General features: G+C 73.8%; 9 protein-coding genes and 1 pseudogene. 2 read left to right on the top strand and 8 right to left on the bottom strand.

The window, feature by feature from the left end; all coding sequences use genetic code 11:
* Positions 1 to 4 precede the first annotated feature (4 nt).
* The 3 genes from pcrA to ACIP4P_RS11230 all read right to left on the bottom strand — a co-directional run bounded on the left by pcrA (position 5) and on the right by ACIP4P_RS11230 (position 4745).
* Entirely contained in the window at positions 5 to 2641 is a 2637-nt protein-coding gene (gene pcrA, locus ACIP4P_RS11240) for a DNA helicase PcrA (protein WP_350511274.1), read from the bottom strand.
* Positions 2642 to 2725: 84 nt separating this feature from the next.
* The gene (locus ACIP4P_RS11235) at positions 2726 to 3403 is read right to left on the bottom strand and encodes a response regulator transcription factor (protein ID WP_350511275.1); all 678 of its coding nucleotides are present in this window, start codon (positions 3401 to 3403) and stop codon (positions 2726 to 2728) included.
* Positions 3396 to 4745 (bottom strand): PspC domain-containing protein, encoded by a 1350-nt coding sequence (locus tag ACIP4P_RS11230; protein WP_400917153.1) that lies wholly within the window; start codon positions 4743 to 4745, stop codon positions 3396 to 3398. The genes ACIP4P_RS11235 and ACIP4P_RS11230 overlap by 8 nt, the downstream gene beginning before the upstream one ends.
* A 263-nt stretch (positions 4746 to 5008) precedes the next feature.
* Between ACIP4P_RS11230 and ACIP4P_RS11225 the strand changes: the two genes are divergently transcribed.
* Positions 5009 to 6445, top strand: a complete 1437-nt coding sequence (locus ACIP4P_RS11225) for a PspC domain-containing protein (protein ID WP_400916894.1) — start codon at positions 5009 to 5011, stop codon at positions 6443 to 6445.
* Positions 6442 to 6651 carry a hypothetical protein gene (locus ACIP4P_RS11220; RefSeq protein ID WP_350511277.1) on the top strand — a complete coding sequence of 70 codons (210 nt, stop codon included), beginning with the start codon at positions 6442 to 6444 and terminating at the stop codon, positions 6649 to 6651. The genes ACIP4P_RS11225 and ACIP4P_RS11220 overlap by 4 nt, the downstream gene beginning before the upstream one ends.
* Positions 6652 to 6734: 83 nt before the next feature.
* Here ACIP4P_RS11220 and ACIP4P_RS11215 read toward each other — a convergent pair whose 3' ends face one another.
* The 5 genes and pseudogenes from ACIP4P_RS11215 to ACIP4P_RS11195 all read right to left on the bottom strand — a co-directional run bounded on the left by ACIP4P_RS11215 (position 6735) and on the right by ACIP4P_RS11195 (position 14348).
* Entirely contained in the window at positions 6735 to 7175 is a 441-nt protein-coding gene (locus ACIP4P_RS11215; protein WP_400917151.1) for a Rieske (2Fe-2S) protein, read from the bottom strand.
* A gap of 42 nt (positions 7176 to 7217) precedes the next feature.
* Positions 7218 to 7751, bottom strand: a pseudogene (locus ACIP4P_RS11210) (DoxX family membrane protein); the annotation flags it as partial.
* 172 nt (positions 7752 to 7923) lie between these two features.
* Complete coding sequence (gene guaA, locus ACIP4P_RS11205; RefSeq protein WP_350511279.1) at positions 7924 to 9519, bottom strand: glutamine-hydrolyzing GMP synthase; 1596 nt, start codon at positions 9517 to 9519, stop codon at positions 7924 to 7926.
* 1005 nt (positions 9520 to 10524) lie between these two features.
* Positions 10525 to 12423: a DUF3824 domain-containing protein gene (locus ACIP4P_RS11200; RefSeq protein ID WP_400916891.1), complete on the bottom strand. Its 1899-nt coding sequence runs from the start codon at positions 12421 to 12423 to the stop codon at positions 10525 to 10527.
* Between the two features lie 119 nt (positions 12424 to 12542).
* Positions 12543 to 14348, bottom strand: coding sequence for a GMC oxidoreductase (locus tag ACIP4P_RS11195; protein ID WP_400916889.1), 1806 nt, complete (start codon positions 14346 to 14348; stop codon positions 12543 to 12545).
* Positions 14349 to 14353: the final 5 nt, after the last annotated feature.

Below are 14353 nucleotides of genomic sequence, written 5' to 3'. Positions count from 1 at the left end.
TCGGCTACAGCTTCTCCACCGGCGCGTACCGCAGCACCAGCCGCTTGCGGCCGCTGGCGCCGAAGTCCACCTCGGCCTGGGCGTTGTCGCCCAGGCCCGTCACGCCCACCACCGTGCCCAGCCCGAAGGTGTCGTGGGTGACCCGGTCGCCGACCGCGAGCGAGACCACCTCGCGCTCCACGACCTTGCCGCCGCGCCGCACCGACTGCCCCCAGCCCGCCTTCGGCGAGGCCGCCCCGGCGGACGACGAGGAGCGCGAACTCCCGCCCCCGGACGAGGACTTGCCCCAGGACGAGCCCGACGATCCCGAGGAGAAGCCGCGCTGGACCGGCGCCTGCGCCGCCCCCTTGCGCTTCCAGTCGACCAGGGTGTCCGGGATCTCCTCCAGGAACCGCGAGGCCGGGTTGTAGGACGGCTGCCCCCAGGCGCTGCGCAGCACCGAGCGGGTCAGGTAGAGCCGCTCGCGGGCCCGGGTCAGCCCCACGTACGCGAGCCGGCGCTCCTCCTCCAACTCCTTGACCTGGTTGAGCGCCCGCATGTGCGGGAAGATCCCGTCCTCCATGCCGGTCAGGAAGACCACCGGGAACTCCAGGCCCTTGGCGGTGTGCAGGGTCATCATCGTGATGACGCCCTGGCCCTCCTCGTCGTCGTCCGGGATCTGGTCGGAGTCGGCGACCAGCGCGACCCGCTCCAGGAAGTCGGCCAGCGAGCCGACCGGCGGCGCGCCGTCCTCCCCGGCGTCCGGCCGCTCGCCCGGGTCCTGCTCGTACTCCAGCGCCACCGAGGCGAGTTCCTGGAGGTTCTCCACCCGGGTCTCGTCCTGCGGGTCGGTGGAGGCCTGGAGTTCGGCCAGGTAGCCGGTCTCCTCCAGGACGGCCTCCAGCACCGCCGCCGGGCCCGCGCCCGACTCGACGACCTGGCGCAGCCCGGCCATCAGGGTGTTGAACTTCCTGACCGCGTTGGCCGAGCGCGCGGCCATCCCGTACGCCTCGTCCACCCGCACCAGCGCCTGGGCGAAGGAGATCCGCTCCCGCGCGGCCAGCGCGTCGACCATCGCCTCGGCCCGGTCGCCGATGCCGCGCTTGGGCACGTTGAGGATCCGGCGCAGCGGCACGGTGTCCTCCGGGTTGGAGAGCACCCGCAGGTACGCCAGGACGTCCCGGACCTCCTTGCGCTCGTAGAAGCGCACCCCGCCGACCACCTTGTACGGCAGGCCGACCCGGATGAACACCTCCTCGAACACCCGGGACTGGGCGTTGGTGCGGTAGAAGATCGCGACGTCGCCGGGCTTGGCCTCGCTCCGGTCGGTGAGCCGGTCGATCTCGTCGGCGATGAACTGGGCCTCGCCGTGCTCGTCGTCCGCGACGTAGCCGACGACCTTCTCGCCGTGCTCGCCGGCCGTCCAGAGCTTCTTCTCGCGCCGGTTGGCGTTGCGCTCGATGACGGCGTTGGCGGCGCTCAGGATCGTCTGGGTGGAGCGGTAGTTCTGCTCCAGCAGGATCGTGGTCGCGTTCGGGTAGTCCTCCTCGAACTGGAGGATGTTGCGGATGGTCGCGCCGCGGAAGGCGTAGATCGACTGGTCCGCGTCACCGACCACGCACAGCTCGGCGGGCGGCACCTCGGCCAGCCGCCCGGCCGCCGGGTTCACCAACTCGCCGTCCACGGTGCGCTTCGGGGCGTCGGCCGCGGAGCCGCCGGACAGCTCGCGGACCAGGGTGTACTGGGCGTGGTTGGTGTCCTGGTACTCGTCGACCAGGATGTGCCGGAACCGGCGGCGGTAGTGCTCGGCGACGTCCGGGAAGGCCTGCAGCAGGTTCACCGTCGTCATGATGATGTCGTCGAAGTCGAGGGCGTTGGCCTCGCGCAGCCGCCGCTGGTAGAGCGCGTACGCCTCGGCGAGCTTCTTCTCCATCGGGTTGGCGGCCTGGTCGGCGAAGGTCTCCTCGTCGATCAGCTCGTTCTTGAGGTTGCTGACCTTCGCGGTGAAGGACTTCGGCGGGAACTGCTTCGGGTCCAGGTCGAGGTCGCGGCAGACCAGCGACATCAGCCGCTGGGAGTCCGCCGAGTCGTAGATCGAGAAGCTGGAGGTGAAGCCCAGCTGCTTGGACTCCCGGCGCAGGATCCGCACGCAGGCGCTGTGGAAGGTGGACACCCACATCGCCCGGGCACGCGGGCCGACCAGCGCCTCGACGCGCTCGCGCATCTCGCCGGCCGCCTTGTTGGTGAAGGTGATCGCCAGGATCTCGCCCGGCTGCACCCCGCGGGCGCCCAGCAGGTAAGCGATCCGGTGGGTCAGCACCCGGGTCTTGCCGGAGCCGGCGCCGGCCACGATCAGCAGCGGCGAGCCGGCGTGCAGCACCGCCTCGCGCTGCGGGTCGTTCATCCCCTCCAGCAGCTGCGCCGGGTCGACCACCGTCCGGGCGGCACCGTTGCGGTGCCAGGCGTCCCGCGCGCTCTCGGCGGCATGGTCGGTCTGGAACAGCCCGTCCGGGATCGCCTCCTCGTACGCGTCGTACGGCTGGTCGTCCTCGTACGGCGGGGGCTCCTCGTCGATCGCGTCGACGGGCGCGGCGGGCTGCTTCGACCCGGCGGCGGGTGCCTCGAAACCGGGGAGCGGGAGGTCGTCAAAGAGGCTACTCATGGCACATCGAGTCTATGGCCACCCACCGACAAGCCCGCCCGGTCCGCAGGATCCGGACCGGGCGGGCTCGATCGACCCGCGGCCTCAGACCAGGCGGCGGGCGGTGGCCCAGCGGGTGAGCTCGTGCCGGTTGCTGAGCTGGAGCTTGCGCAGCACGGCGGAGACGTGGCTCTCCACGGTCTTCACCGAGATGAACAGCTGCTTGGCGATCTCCTTGTAGGCGTAGCCGCGGGCGATCAGCCGCAGCACCTCGCGCTCGCGCTGGGTGAGCCGGTCCAGGTCCTCGTCCACCGGCGGGGTGTCGGTGGCGGCGAAGGCGTCCAGCACGAAGCCGGCCAGCCGCGGCGAGAAGACCGCGTCGCCGTCGCCGATCCGGAAGATCGCGTCGACCAGGTCGGTGCCGGTGATGGTCTTGGTGACGTAGCCGCGGGCACCGCCGCGGATCACGCCGATGACGTCCTCGGCGGCGTCCGAGACGGACAGCGCCAGGAACTTCACTCCCCCCTGCTCGCCCATCACGCCGGCCGAGCGGCGCAGCACCTCGACGCCGCCGCCGCCGGGCAGGTGGACGTCGAGCAGCACCACGTCGGGGCGGGTCTCGGCGACCACGCGGACCGCCGAGTCCACGTCGTCGGCCTCCCCCACCACGTCGATGCCGGTCACGTCGGTGCGGCCGATCTCGGCCCGGACCCCGGTCCGGAACATCCGGTGGTCGTCCACCAGGACGACCCTGGCCGTGCGCTGCGGCGCTGCCTCAGTCATTCGTTCTCTCCATCTCCAGCTCGACCTCGGTCCCGCCGCCCGCCGCCGGCCGCACCCGAGCGGTGCCGCCGTTGCGCTTCATCCGGCCGATGATCGACTCCCGTACGCCCATCCGGTCCTCGGGCACCGTGTCGGGGTCGAAGCCGGGTCCGTGGTCGCGGACGAACACCGACACCGTCCTCCCCTCCACCTCGGCGTAGACCTGGACCGGTCCCCCGCCACCGTACTTGGCCGCGTTGACGGTCGCCTCCCTCGCGGCCTGCATCTGTGCCGCGATCTTGTCGTCCATCGGGCAGTCGCCGACGATCACCAGCTCGACCGGGACCCCGTGCCGGTCCTCGACCTCGGCGACGGCGGCCCGCAGGGTCTCCGCCATGGTGTCCGGCGCGGCCTCGGCGGCGGCCTCCGGGCGGTACAGCCACAGCCGCAGCTCGCGCTCCTGGGAGCGGGCCAGCCGCAGCACCTCCTTGGGGTCCTCGGCCCGGCGCTGGATCAGGGTCAGGGTGTGCAGCACCGAGTCGTGGATGTGCGCGGCGATCTCGGCCCGCTCCTGGGCCCGGATGCGGGCGGTCCGCTCGGCGCCGAGGTCCTGCCACAGCCGCAGGCCGTACGGGCCGAGCAGCACCAGCACCCCGGCCAGCACCGCGAGCGAGGCCTCGACCACCGAGCCGAGGGTGGAGCCGCTGCCCTGCATGGCGAGCAGCGCGATGGTGCCGGCCACCGCGAGCAGCACGCCCGCGCCGACCCGGGTGTAGGCGCCGCGCCGCTTCTCGCCCTCCTCGATGCCGAACCAGCGCTGCCAGCGCGAGTCGTCCGCCTGCCGCCAGACCAGCGCCACACCGACGCCGATCGCCAGCAGCGGCCAGGTGTACGGCTTGGCGGTCTGCCAGCCGAGCACGTTCAGCAGGGCGATCAGCCCGATCACGACCATGACCAGGGCGGCGAGCTGGCCGATGCCGCCCTGCCCCACCTTGCCGCCGGACCGGGTGCCGGCCTCGCCCTCGCCCTCGGCGGCGGCGGGCGCGGTGACCGGCTCGCCCTGCAGCGTGTGCTGGAGCAGTTCGCGCAGCCGGCCGACCCAGCCACCGCCGCCGGACTTGGTCACCGGCGTGCCCGGCCGCAGCCAGGGCGAGGTCGGCACGTAGACGCCGTTGACGTTCACCCAGTGCGCGCCGCCGCGCTGCGAGGGCTCGCCGATCCCGATCGGCACCACGAACCAGAACGCCGCGTACAGCAGCGCGCCGATCCCCTGCGCGAAGAACAGCAGCACGAAGGCCAGCCGCACCCAGCGGACCGGCAGCCCGAGGTGCACCGCCAGACCGTGCGCGACGCCGCCCAGCATCCGCCCCTGCGGGCTGCGGTACAGCCGCCGGTAGGGCGGCCGCCCGTCGGCGGGCGCGTTCGGGTCGGCGCCGGCCGACGCCGCGGCGTCGGGGGCGAGGGGTCGGGGATCGGTACCGGGTGCTGCCACGCCACCGATGGTTCCACGCGGGCGTGTCCGCGCGCATCAGGGTGGGGCCCCCACGCTTATCAGGGACAAGTCAGGGTACGGGCAGGGCCGTACCCGGTTGGGCCGGCCCGCCCCCTGCCGGAAGGATGGTGCCCATGACCGAGGACCACCGCATCCAGGAGGCCGGGCCCACCGCCCCGCCGGAACCGGAACGCCCCCCGCTGACCAGGGCCGAGCACCACCGCGTGGTGGCCGGCGTCTGCGGCGGCCTGGGGCGGCACCTGGACATCGACCCGGTGGTCTTCCGGGTGGTCACCGTGGTGCTCTGCCTCTCCGGCGGCCTCGGGCTCTTCCTGTACGGCCTGGCCTGGCTGATCGTCCCGACCGAGGACTCCGCCGACGGCCGCCGCGGCGGGCGCACCGAACTCCAGCGGGTGCTGACCGGCCGGGTCGACGGCCAGTCGATCGGCGCGGTCCTGCTGACCGTGATCGGCACCGGGGTGTTCTTCTCCTCGATGGGCGACGGCGACCAGCTGTTCCCGCTGCTGCTGCTCGGCGGTCTGGTCTTCCTCGCGGTGCGCTACGACCCGGAGCGCCGCCGCGGCGGCCGGTTCCGCGGCCGTCGGCGCGGCGGCCCGTACGACCGCCACTTCCCCGAGCCGGACGGCTACGGCTGGCCGCAGGACGAGGAGGCCGCCCGGGCCCGGCACGCCGCCGGCCAGGCCGCCGGGACCGTGCCCGCCGACGCCCCCGCACCCGGCCCGAGCGGCTACCTGTGGGACCCCCGCCACCCCGAGCGCAACCCGTACGACGCCACCGACCCGGGCACCACCACGCCCGCCTACGGCACCAAGCTGCCGCCGCCCGGCGGCCCGACCCAGGCCTGGTGGCAGCGCACCGACCTGCCGGAGGGCGACCCGCTGCGCAAGGAGCGCCCGGAGCGCCCGGAGCGCCGCCGCGAGCCGGCCGCCGTCCGGCACCCCAGGGAGCGCTCGCCGCTCGGCTTCTTCGGCTTCCTGCTGGCGATCGGCGCGGCCACCGCGGTCTGGTCCGCCTCGGTCGGCCACACCGACGTCACCCGGCTGAGCACCGTCGTGCTGGCCACCGGACTGCTGGTGATCGGTCTGACCCTGCTGCTGGCCGCGAAGTTCGGCAAGGCCCGCAAGCTCGCCGTGCTGGGCCTGCTGACCACCCTGGCGCTGGCCTTCGCCGGCCACTCGCCGCACACCGTGCAGGACGCCATCGGCGACCGCACCTGGACGGTCGCCACGCCCGCCGAGCTGAAGGACCGCTACAACCTCGGCGCCGGCGACGCCCGGCTGGACCTCTCCCGGCTCGACCCGGCCGGGGCCACCCTCACCACCAAGGCCGACCTCGGCGCCGGCGAGCTGGTCGTCATGCTGCCGCCGGACGTCGACGTGAACCTGGTGGCCCGGGTCGGCCTGGGCAGCGTCAACGTCCCCGGCGACCGCAACGACGGCACCGGCCGGCACGTCTACCAGCTCGGCCCGGTGGGCGGTCAGCCGTCCAAGGGCACCATCGATCTCCAACTCGGCCTCGGCATCGGCGACATCAAGGTGGTCCAGCAGTGAGGAAGCACCGGCTCGACCTGTTCTCGCTGATCGCGGGCGCGCTGTTCACCGTGCTCGCGGTGCTCTACCTGGTCGCGGCGCTCAACGACCGGTCGGTGAACGGACGGATCGTCGTCCCGGTCACCTTCATCGTGCTCGGCGTCGGCGGCCTGGCCGGCGCGGTCGCCGCGGTGGCCCGCCGGGGCCGGGCCGACCGCGACGAATGACCACGACGAATGACCGCGACGAATGACCGCGGCGTCCGCTGCGGAGAACCGCGACGGACGAGAACGACGGACGAGCGCGGACGTCAGCTCTGCAGCGGGCCCAGGGTCAGCTGGTCGCCGTCCTTGGTGACGCCGTACCTGGGCAGCGGCTTCACCGCCGGCCCGTTGACCACCGCGCCGGTCGCGGCGTCGAACCGGGAACCGTGGCAGGGGCAGTACAGCTGGCCGTTCCTGGGCGCGTCCACCGCGCAGCCGGAGTGGGTGCACACCGAGGAGAAGGCGCAGTACTGACCGGCCTTGGGCTGCACGATGTAGACGGCGTCCCCGGTGGCCGGGTCCTTGACCTGGGCCGAGCCGCCGACCGGCACGCTCGCCGCGGCCACCGCGGGGGCGGGCGCGGCGACGGGGTCCGGGGCCGCGGACTGCTTGGGCGCCGCCGTCCGGTTCCGGCCGAAGGTGCGGGTGAGCGAGCCGCTCAGCAGCCCGGCACCGCCGATCGCGACGGCCGCGATCCCGCCGTCCATCAGCGTCCGGCGCCGGACGTGGTCCTCGGTCAGCCCGCGCTCGCGGTCCCGCCCGGCCCGGCGGGCCAGGTAGCCGTCCACCGACAGGTACGGCGTGCCGGCCAGCAGCAGCGGGGTCCAGGCCATCAGGTAGCCGAGGTCGTTGCCGAGGTAGTACGGCGAGACGTTCCAGCTGACGGTCAGCCACAGGCTCAGGTTGATCAACGCGCCGCCGAGCGCCGCGACCCGGCCCCACAGGCCGAGCAGGGTGCCGAGGCCGACGGCGAGCTCACCGAAGGCGATGGCCAGCGCGAACAGCGTGGGTGCGTCCAGGGCGGGGCCGAGCAGGAAGGCGATCGGACTGCCGCCGGCCTTGGCGGCCTGGGTCTGCGAGACGAAGGAGGCCGGATCGCCCGCACCGGCCAGGTAGTGGGCGTCGGAGAGCTTGTCCAGGGCGGCGTAGACGAAGGTGACGCCGAGGAACAGCCGCAGCGGCAGCAGGGCGTACCGGGATGCCAGGGCCCGCCGCTGCGCCGCCCGCTCGGCCCGGCCGGCCGCTCCGCCGTCGCCCGCCTCGGAGTTGCTGACCTCCGGCATCCGTCTCACCTTCCCTCACGGCCCGCCACTCCCTGACAGGTCCGGTCCGCATTCTGCCCGCTCCTGCACGCTTTCGGTGGGACGTGCCGGTGCGGGGGCCGGGAACGGCCGCGCCGCCGTTCCCTGCACTACGGGAACGACGGCGCGGCTGTTCAGGCTTCGCGGGGAGTGCTCACTCCCACTCGATGGTGCCCGGCGGCTTGCTGGTGACGTCGACGACGACGCGGTTGACGTCGCGGACCTCGTTGGTGATCCGGGTGGAGATCTTCGCCAGCACGTCGTACGGCAGGCGCGACCAGTCGGCGGTCATGGCGTCCTCGGAGGAGACCGGACGCAGCACGATCGGGTGACCGTAGGTGCGGCCGTCGCCCTGCACGCCCACGCTGCGCACGTCGGCGAGCAGCACGACCGGGCACTGCCAGATCTCGCGGTCCAGACCGGCCGCGGTCAGCTCCTCGCGGGCGATCGCGTCGGCGTCGCGGAGCAGGTTCAGGCGCTCCTCGGTGACCTCGCCGACGATCCGGATGCCCAGGCCCGGGCCCGGGAACGGCTGGCGCTGGACGATCTCCTCCGGGAGGCCCAGCTCCTGGCCGACCATCCGGACCTCGTCCTTGAACAGCTTGCGCAGCGGCTCGACCAGCTGGAACTGGAGGTCCTCGGGCAGGCCGCCGACGTTGTGGTGGGACTTGATGTTGGCGGTGCCGGTACCGCCGCCGGACTCCACCACGTCCGGGTACAGGGTGCCCTGGACCAGGAAGTCGACCGACTCGCCGTGCGCGCCGGCCTCGGCCACGATCTCGGCCTGGGCCTGCTCGAAGACCCGGATGAACTCCCGGCCGATGATCTTGCGCTTCTCCTCGGGGTCGGTGACCCCCTTCAGCGCGTTCAGGAAGCGCTCGGAGGCGTCGACGACCTTCAGCTGGACGCCGGTGGCGGCCACGAAGTCCTTCTCGACCTGCTCGGTCTCGCCCTTGCGCATCAGACCGTGGTCGACGTACACGCAGGTCAGCCGGTCGCCGATGGCCTTGTTGACCAGGGCGGCGGCGACCGCGGAGTCCACGCCGCCGGACAGGCCGCAGATCGCGCGCTTGGTGCCGACCTGCTCACGGATCAGGGCGATCTGCTCCTCGACCACGCTGCCGGTGGTCCAGGTGGGGGCGATGCCGGCGCCGCGGTAGAGGAAGTGCTCCAGGATCTGCTGGCCGTGGTCGGAGTGCAGCACCTCGGGGTGGTACTGGACGCCGTACAGCCGGGCCTCGTCGTTCTCGAAGGCCGCGACCGGGACCAGGTCGGTGGAGGCGGTGACGGTGAAGCCCGCCGGGGCGGCGGAGCAGGCGTCGCCGTGCGACATCCACACCGAGTGCTCCGCCGGGACGCCCTCGAACAGGGTGGAGCCGGTGCGGGAGACGACCAGCGGGGTGCGGCCGTACTCGCGGGCGCCGTTGTTGTCGACGGTGCCGCCCAGCGTCTTGGCCATCAGCTGGAAGCCGTAGCACATGCCGAAGACCGGGACACCGGCCTCGAAGATCGCACGGTCGAGCTGCGGTGCGCCCTCTTCGTAGACCGACGACGGACCACCGGAGAGGATGATCGCCTTGGGGTTCTTGGCGAGCATCTCGGCGACCGGCATGCTGCTCGGCACGATCTCGCTGTAGACCCGCGCCTCACGCACCCGACGGGCGATGAGCTGGGCGTACTGGGCACCGAAGTCGACCACCAGGACGGTGTCGTTGTCCGGCGCGGACTGGACGGGAATTGCAGAGGACACAGACGGCCTTCCGGCAGCGGTATCGAGGTGTCGCGCTGAACCACCTCCCCGGCGGGGGCGGCGGCGGCGGACGGGTGTGGGGTGTCTGGACACCGATTCTACCGGGCTGTCCGGTTTCACTCGTCTGCACGTCCAAAGGACCGTGACCGGGCGGGGCCGCGGTTCGTTGCTTCTGACGACCGGACGGCCGGCCGCGTCCGCCAGACGCGCCGCCGCCGCCCCCGACCGGGGGCACCGCCGTACCGGCTGCAGGACCACGCGTGGAGCTTCACCCCAGTCCACCGGCGCATGTGGCGCCGCCGCCCCGGCCCGCCGGGGCACGCGGCTCCGTGGGACCGTGCGCGGGTGCCGCGGCCGGCCAGCAGGGGACAGCGACCCCGGCCGCGACTGGGCCGAGAGGTGGGACGGCCGGCTTCCCGGGGACGCCCGGAGCCGGCCGTCGCACCGCCCTGCGATCCGGGGCACGCCCCGGGCGCACACACCCACCGTCCCGCGCCGCTACGCGCGTCCCCGTGCGCCGCAACCGGCCGAACCACTACGCACCGTGATCATTCGACGCAGCGCCCTCGGCAAACGGACTGTACTGAACTGCGCCGAACCGGTTGCAGAGAAACCCCTCCGTCCACCACCATGCTCGGTGTGAACGGTTCTCCCGGCCGCCGCAAGGCGCACCGTGGGGGTCCGGACCGCTGTCTCCACGGCCGCCGCGCAACCGGGCGACAGCGGTTGTCACCTCACGCTCCGTGAGCGCGGGACCGGCGCAGACCTGTCCGCCGACCCGCCGCCGCACGGAGCCGCGCGCCCGCTCCGCCGGCCACCCATGCCGGCCCGGACAGGCGCGTCCACGAGCCGACCGACCCGACGGCGCTCCTCCCCCGGCGCCGTCACCCCCAGCACCGGCGCAGCCCTGACGCCGCGTGCTGAGCGACAAAGGGCCCCGTTCCCCCGCGGGGCCCTTTGCCCTTTCTGCCCCTTCCCGACCTTCCCGAACGGTCTTGGAGGTTCCTACGGGTGGTCCCGCCAGACCGTCGGGTCGACCGGCTCCTCCGGCGGCCGCGGCGGGACCGGCGGCAGCGGCGTCCCGGCGGCGGGGGTCGGCGGAGCCCCGTGCGACTCGATCACCTCGCTCACCCCGACTCCGGGCGCCCCGGGCGTCACGTCCTGCGGCGGGACGTACGGCGCGGCCTGCGGCGGAACGCCGTACGGGGGCACGCCGTGGCCCGGAACGCCGTACGGCGGCACGCCCTGCGGCGGGACGTACGGCCCTGCCTGCGGCGGCACCGCGCCGTATCCGCCGTACGGGGCGGTGCCGTACCCGGCCCCGGCCCCCCGGCCGCCGAGCGCGGCCAGCAGCGCGGGCACCAGCACCGCGCCGACCACCGCCCAGACCGCGCTCGCCACCAGCACGCCGGGGAACACCAGGCCCGCCGAGACCTCCTGGGTGGTGGCCGAGGGTCCCACGCCGCCCCAGCTCCCCGAGCCCGGCACCCGGAAGGTCATCGCGGTGCTGCTCAGCAGGCCGGAGGCGGCCGTCAGTCCGGTGAGCAGCGCGGTGTACACCACGGCCAGCCGCAGCCGGTCGGCCCCGTCCAGCCGCCGCCGGTAGGCGCTCCAGCCGAGCAGGCCCGCTGCGGCGAGCGCCAGCAGCCCGGCCCAGCGCCAGTCGGCCGTCTGGTCGCGCAGGTCGAAGAAGGAGAACTCCGTGTGCGTGTCGCGGTACTCGCTCCAGCCCCCGACCCCGCCCATCTCCCGCCCGGTGCGGAAGGTCGCGCCCGACCCCAGGCCGAGCAGCATCAGGCCGAGGTTGGGCAGGAAGGCCACCGAGAGCGCGGTCTGCCAGCCCTGGTCGCTGGTGGCCGCGACCAGCACGAAGGCCGTCAGCGAGGCCAGGCCCAGGGTCAGCGCCAGCGCCTGACCCGCGGTCAGTGCAGCCACCGCCCAGCCGCGCACCGCACGGCTGCGCCAGGCGGCCCAGCGCAGCGCGTCGGTGCCGTGGACGGTGAAGGCCAGCAGCCCGGCCAGCAGCACGGTCCAGCCGACCGCCCACAGCCAGCCGGAGTCCGTGCTGAAGGAGGGCGCCCCGAGGCCCGGGCGGGAGCCGTAGTCGTAGTCGCCGTCGCCCACGGCGCCGCTCGGCCGCCAGTCGCTGCCGGCCACCAGCCCGAGCAGCACCGTCACCAGTCCGAGCACCACCGCCGTGCGCAGCGCCTCGCCGGCCGCCTGCCCCCGGGTCAGCTGGGAACCGTCCGCCTTGCGCCGCCGCCGGCCGGCCCGCAGGCCGAGCCAGAGGGCCACGCCCCACAAGACGGTGACCGTCATCGGCACCAGCCAGAAGGTGTTGTCCAGGCCCTCGGAGCGGGTCCCGGTGATCGTGCTGCGGAAGCCGAGCCGGAACGGCGCGCCGAGCGCGTTCAGCGCCATCGCCAGGGTGGAGAGGAAGCGGTCGCCGAACTCGGGGGTCCGGAAGGCCCGGTCGTAGGTGTAGTCGCTCGGGATCGCCGCGATCAGCGCCGCCAGCAGCAGCACGGCGGTCGGCGCGACGGCCGCCCGCAGCGCCGGACGCCAGTCGGCCCCGGCCAGCAGGCGCCGGGCGGGCGAGGAGGGCTGGTACGGCCGGCCGGCACCCCAGTGGCCCAGCGCGGGCGGGCCGCCCACCGGCGGATACCCGGGCGGCGGGTAGCCGGGCGGCGGGTACCCGGGGCCGGGCGGCGGGTAGCCGGGACCGGGCGGCGGCGGGTGGTACCCGGCCGGCCCGGCGGGCGGCGGCGGGTAGCCGGGGCCCGGCGGCGGAACGGCGGGCAGGCCGACGGCCGTCGGGGGCGGGGGTGCCGTCGGCCGCCCGCACGAACCGCAGGCGGGCACCCCCTCCACCCGAGTCGCGCCGCACGATGCGCAGTTGGCCATGACCCGCATTCCCCCCGCTCGACGAGTTCCTGGTCCCCCAGGGAGCCCGTTTATCCCATCGGACCCGAACGGATGTCAACCGGGAAGCGGACCGGGCGAGTTGGCCCTCCGGGTCGGGCTCAGCCGCGCTTCTTCGGGACCTCCGGGACGGGCAGCAGCGGCAGTCGCAGTGCGCCGAACGCGCCCTCCGGCACGGCCGGCCGCACCGGCGCGACCGGGTCGACCCGCCGGTAGTCGTCGCCCTGGGCCGGACGCCGGTCCGCCTCGCCCTTGTTGGGCCACAGCGACATCGCCCGCTCGGCCTGCGCGGTGATGGTGAGCGAGGGGTTCACGCCGAGGTTGGCGGAGACCGCCGAGCCGTCCACCACGCTGATCCCGGGGTGCCCGTACAGCCGGTGGTACGGGTCGACCACACCGGTCTCGGGGGTGTCCCCGATCGGGCAGCCGCCGAGGAAGTGCGCGGTCATCGGGATGTCGAAGATCTCGCCGACGGAGCTGCCCGCGAAGCCGTTGATCTCGTCGGCCAGCGCCTGGGCGCCCTTCTCGGCGGCCGGGATCCAGGTCGGGTTGGGCTCGCCGTGGCCCTGGCGGGAGGTGAGCCGGGGCTTGCCGAGCGGGCCCTTCCTGAGCGAGACGGTGATCGAGTTGTCCAGCGACTGCATCACCAGGCCGATGATCGTCTTCTCGGACCAGCCACGCTGGTTCATCGAGCGGCCGAAGGTCACCGGGTGGAGCACCGAGTTGCCCAGGTAGCGCAGCCAGCGCGGGGCCTTCCCGCCCCCCTTGACCTGCGCTATCGACAGCGCGCCCATCGCGTTGGAGCCCTTGCCGTAGCGGACCGGCTCGATGTGGGTGTTCGCGTCCGGGTGGATCGAGGAGGTGATCGCCACGCCCTTGGTGAAGTCCGCCTTGCTGCCGTAGCGCCGGTCGGTGGTCTGGGCGCCCACCAGTGCCTCGGAGTTGGTGCGGGTCAGCTCGCCCAGCCGCTCGGAGATCCGGGGCAGGTGGCCGGCGTCGCGCATCCGGTGCAGCAGCGACTGGGTGCCGTAGGTGCCGGCCGCGACCACCACCCGGGCGGCGGTGACGGTCCGGGCACCCGCCTTGACCCGGTCGGTCCTGGACCGGGAGTCGGTGCGCCGCACGTCCACCGCGTAGCCGCTGGTCCCGTCGGCACCGGTGTGCTCCCGGATCCGGGCCACCGTGGTGAGCGGGTGGATCTCCGCACCGCCCCGCTCGGCCAGGTACAGGTAGTTCTCGGTGAGCATGTTCTTGGCGCCGTGCCGGCAGCCGGTCATGCACTCGCCGCACTCCACGCAGGCCTTGCGGGCCGGGCCGGCACCGCCGAAGTACGGGTCGGCGACCTCATCGCCGGGCGCCGCCTTGGTGGTCCCGTCGGTGTCCTTGCCGTCCCCGAAGAAGACCCCGACCGGCGCCATGTGGAAGGTGTCCGCGACGCCCATCCGCTCGGCCGCCGCCTTGAGGTGGACGTCGGACGGCGTGACGGTCGGGTTCAGCCGGACCCCGAGCATCCGCTGCGCCTGGTCGTAGAACGGCGCCAACTCCTGCTGCCAGTCGGTGATGTGGCTCCACTGACGGTCCTCGAAGAACGCCTTCGGCGGCACGTAGAGGGTGTTGGCGTAGTTCAGCGAGCCGCCGCCGACCCCGGCGCCGGCCAGGATCAGCACATTGGCCAGCAGATGGATCCGCTGGATGCCGTACAGCCCGAGCTGCGGCGCCCACAGGTAGTTCGGCAGGTCCCAGGAGGTGCGGGGCAGCTCGTCCCGCTCGAACCGCCGCCCGGCCTCCAGGACGGCGACCCGGTAGCCCTTCTCGGTCAGCCGCAGCGCCGCGACCGAACCGCCGAAGCCGGAGCCGACCACGACCACGTCGTAGTCGAACTCCGCCGCACCACCGGACTCCACCATCTGCC

The organism is Kitasatospora sp. NPDC089509 (genome assembly GCF_044749365.1).
Lineage (GTDB): Bacteria > Actinomycetota > Actinomycetes > Streptomycetales > Streptomycetaceae > Kitasatospora.
The sequence above is the reverse complement of the archived record's forward strand: the minus strand, read 5'-3'. Positions and strand labels throughout refer to the sequence as shown.

Excerpts from the sequence above, each read along its gene's own strand:
- ACIP4P_RS11195 (WP_400916889.1), bottom strand. The coding sequence starts at position 14,348 with ATGGTGGAGTCCGGTGGTGCGGCGGAGTTCGACTACGACGTGGTCGTG.
- ACIP4P_RS11235 (WP_350511275.1), bottom strand. The coding sequence starts at position 3,403 with ATGACTGAGGCAGCGCCGCAGCGCACGGCCAGGGTCGTCCTGGTGGAC.
- ACIP4P_RS11215 (WP_400917151.1), bottom strand. The coding sequence starts at position 7,175 with ATGGACGGCGGGATCGCGGCCGTCGCGATCGGCGGTGCCGGGCTGCTG.
- ACIP4P_RS11230 (WP_400917153.1), bottom strand. The coding sequence starts at position 4,745 with ATGCTGGGCGGCGTCGCGCACGGTCTGGCGGTGCACCTCGGGCTGCCG.
- ACIP4P_RS11225 (WP_400916894.1), top strand. The coding sequence starts at position 5,009 with ATGACCGAGGACCACCGCATCCAGGAGGCCGGGCCCACCGCCCCGCCG.
- ACIP4P_RS11200 (WP_400916891.1), bottom strand. The coding sequence starts at position 12,423 with ATGGCCAACTGCGCATCGTGCGGCGCGACTCGGGTGGAGGGGGTGCCC.
- pcrA (WP_350511274.1), bottom strand. The coding sequence starts at position 2,641 with ATGAGTAGCCTCTTTGACGACCTCCCGCTCCCCGGTTTCGAGGCACCC.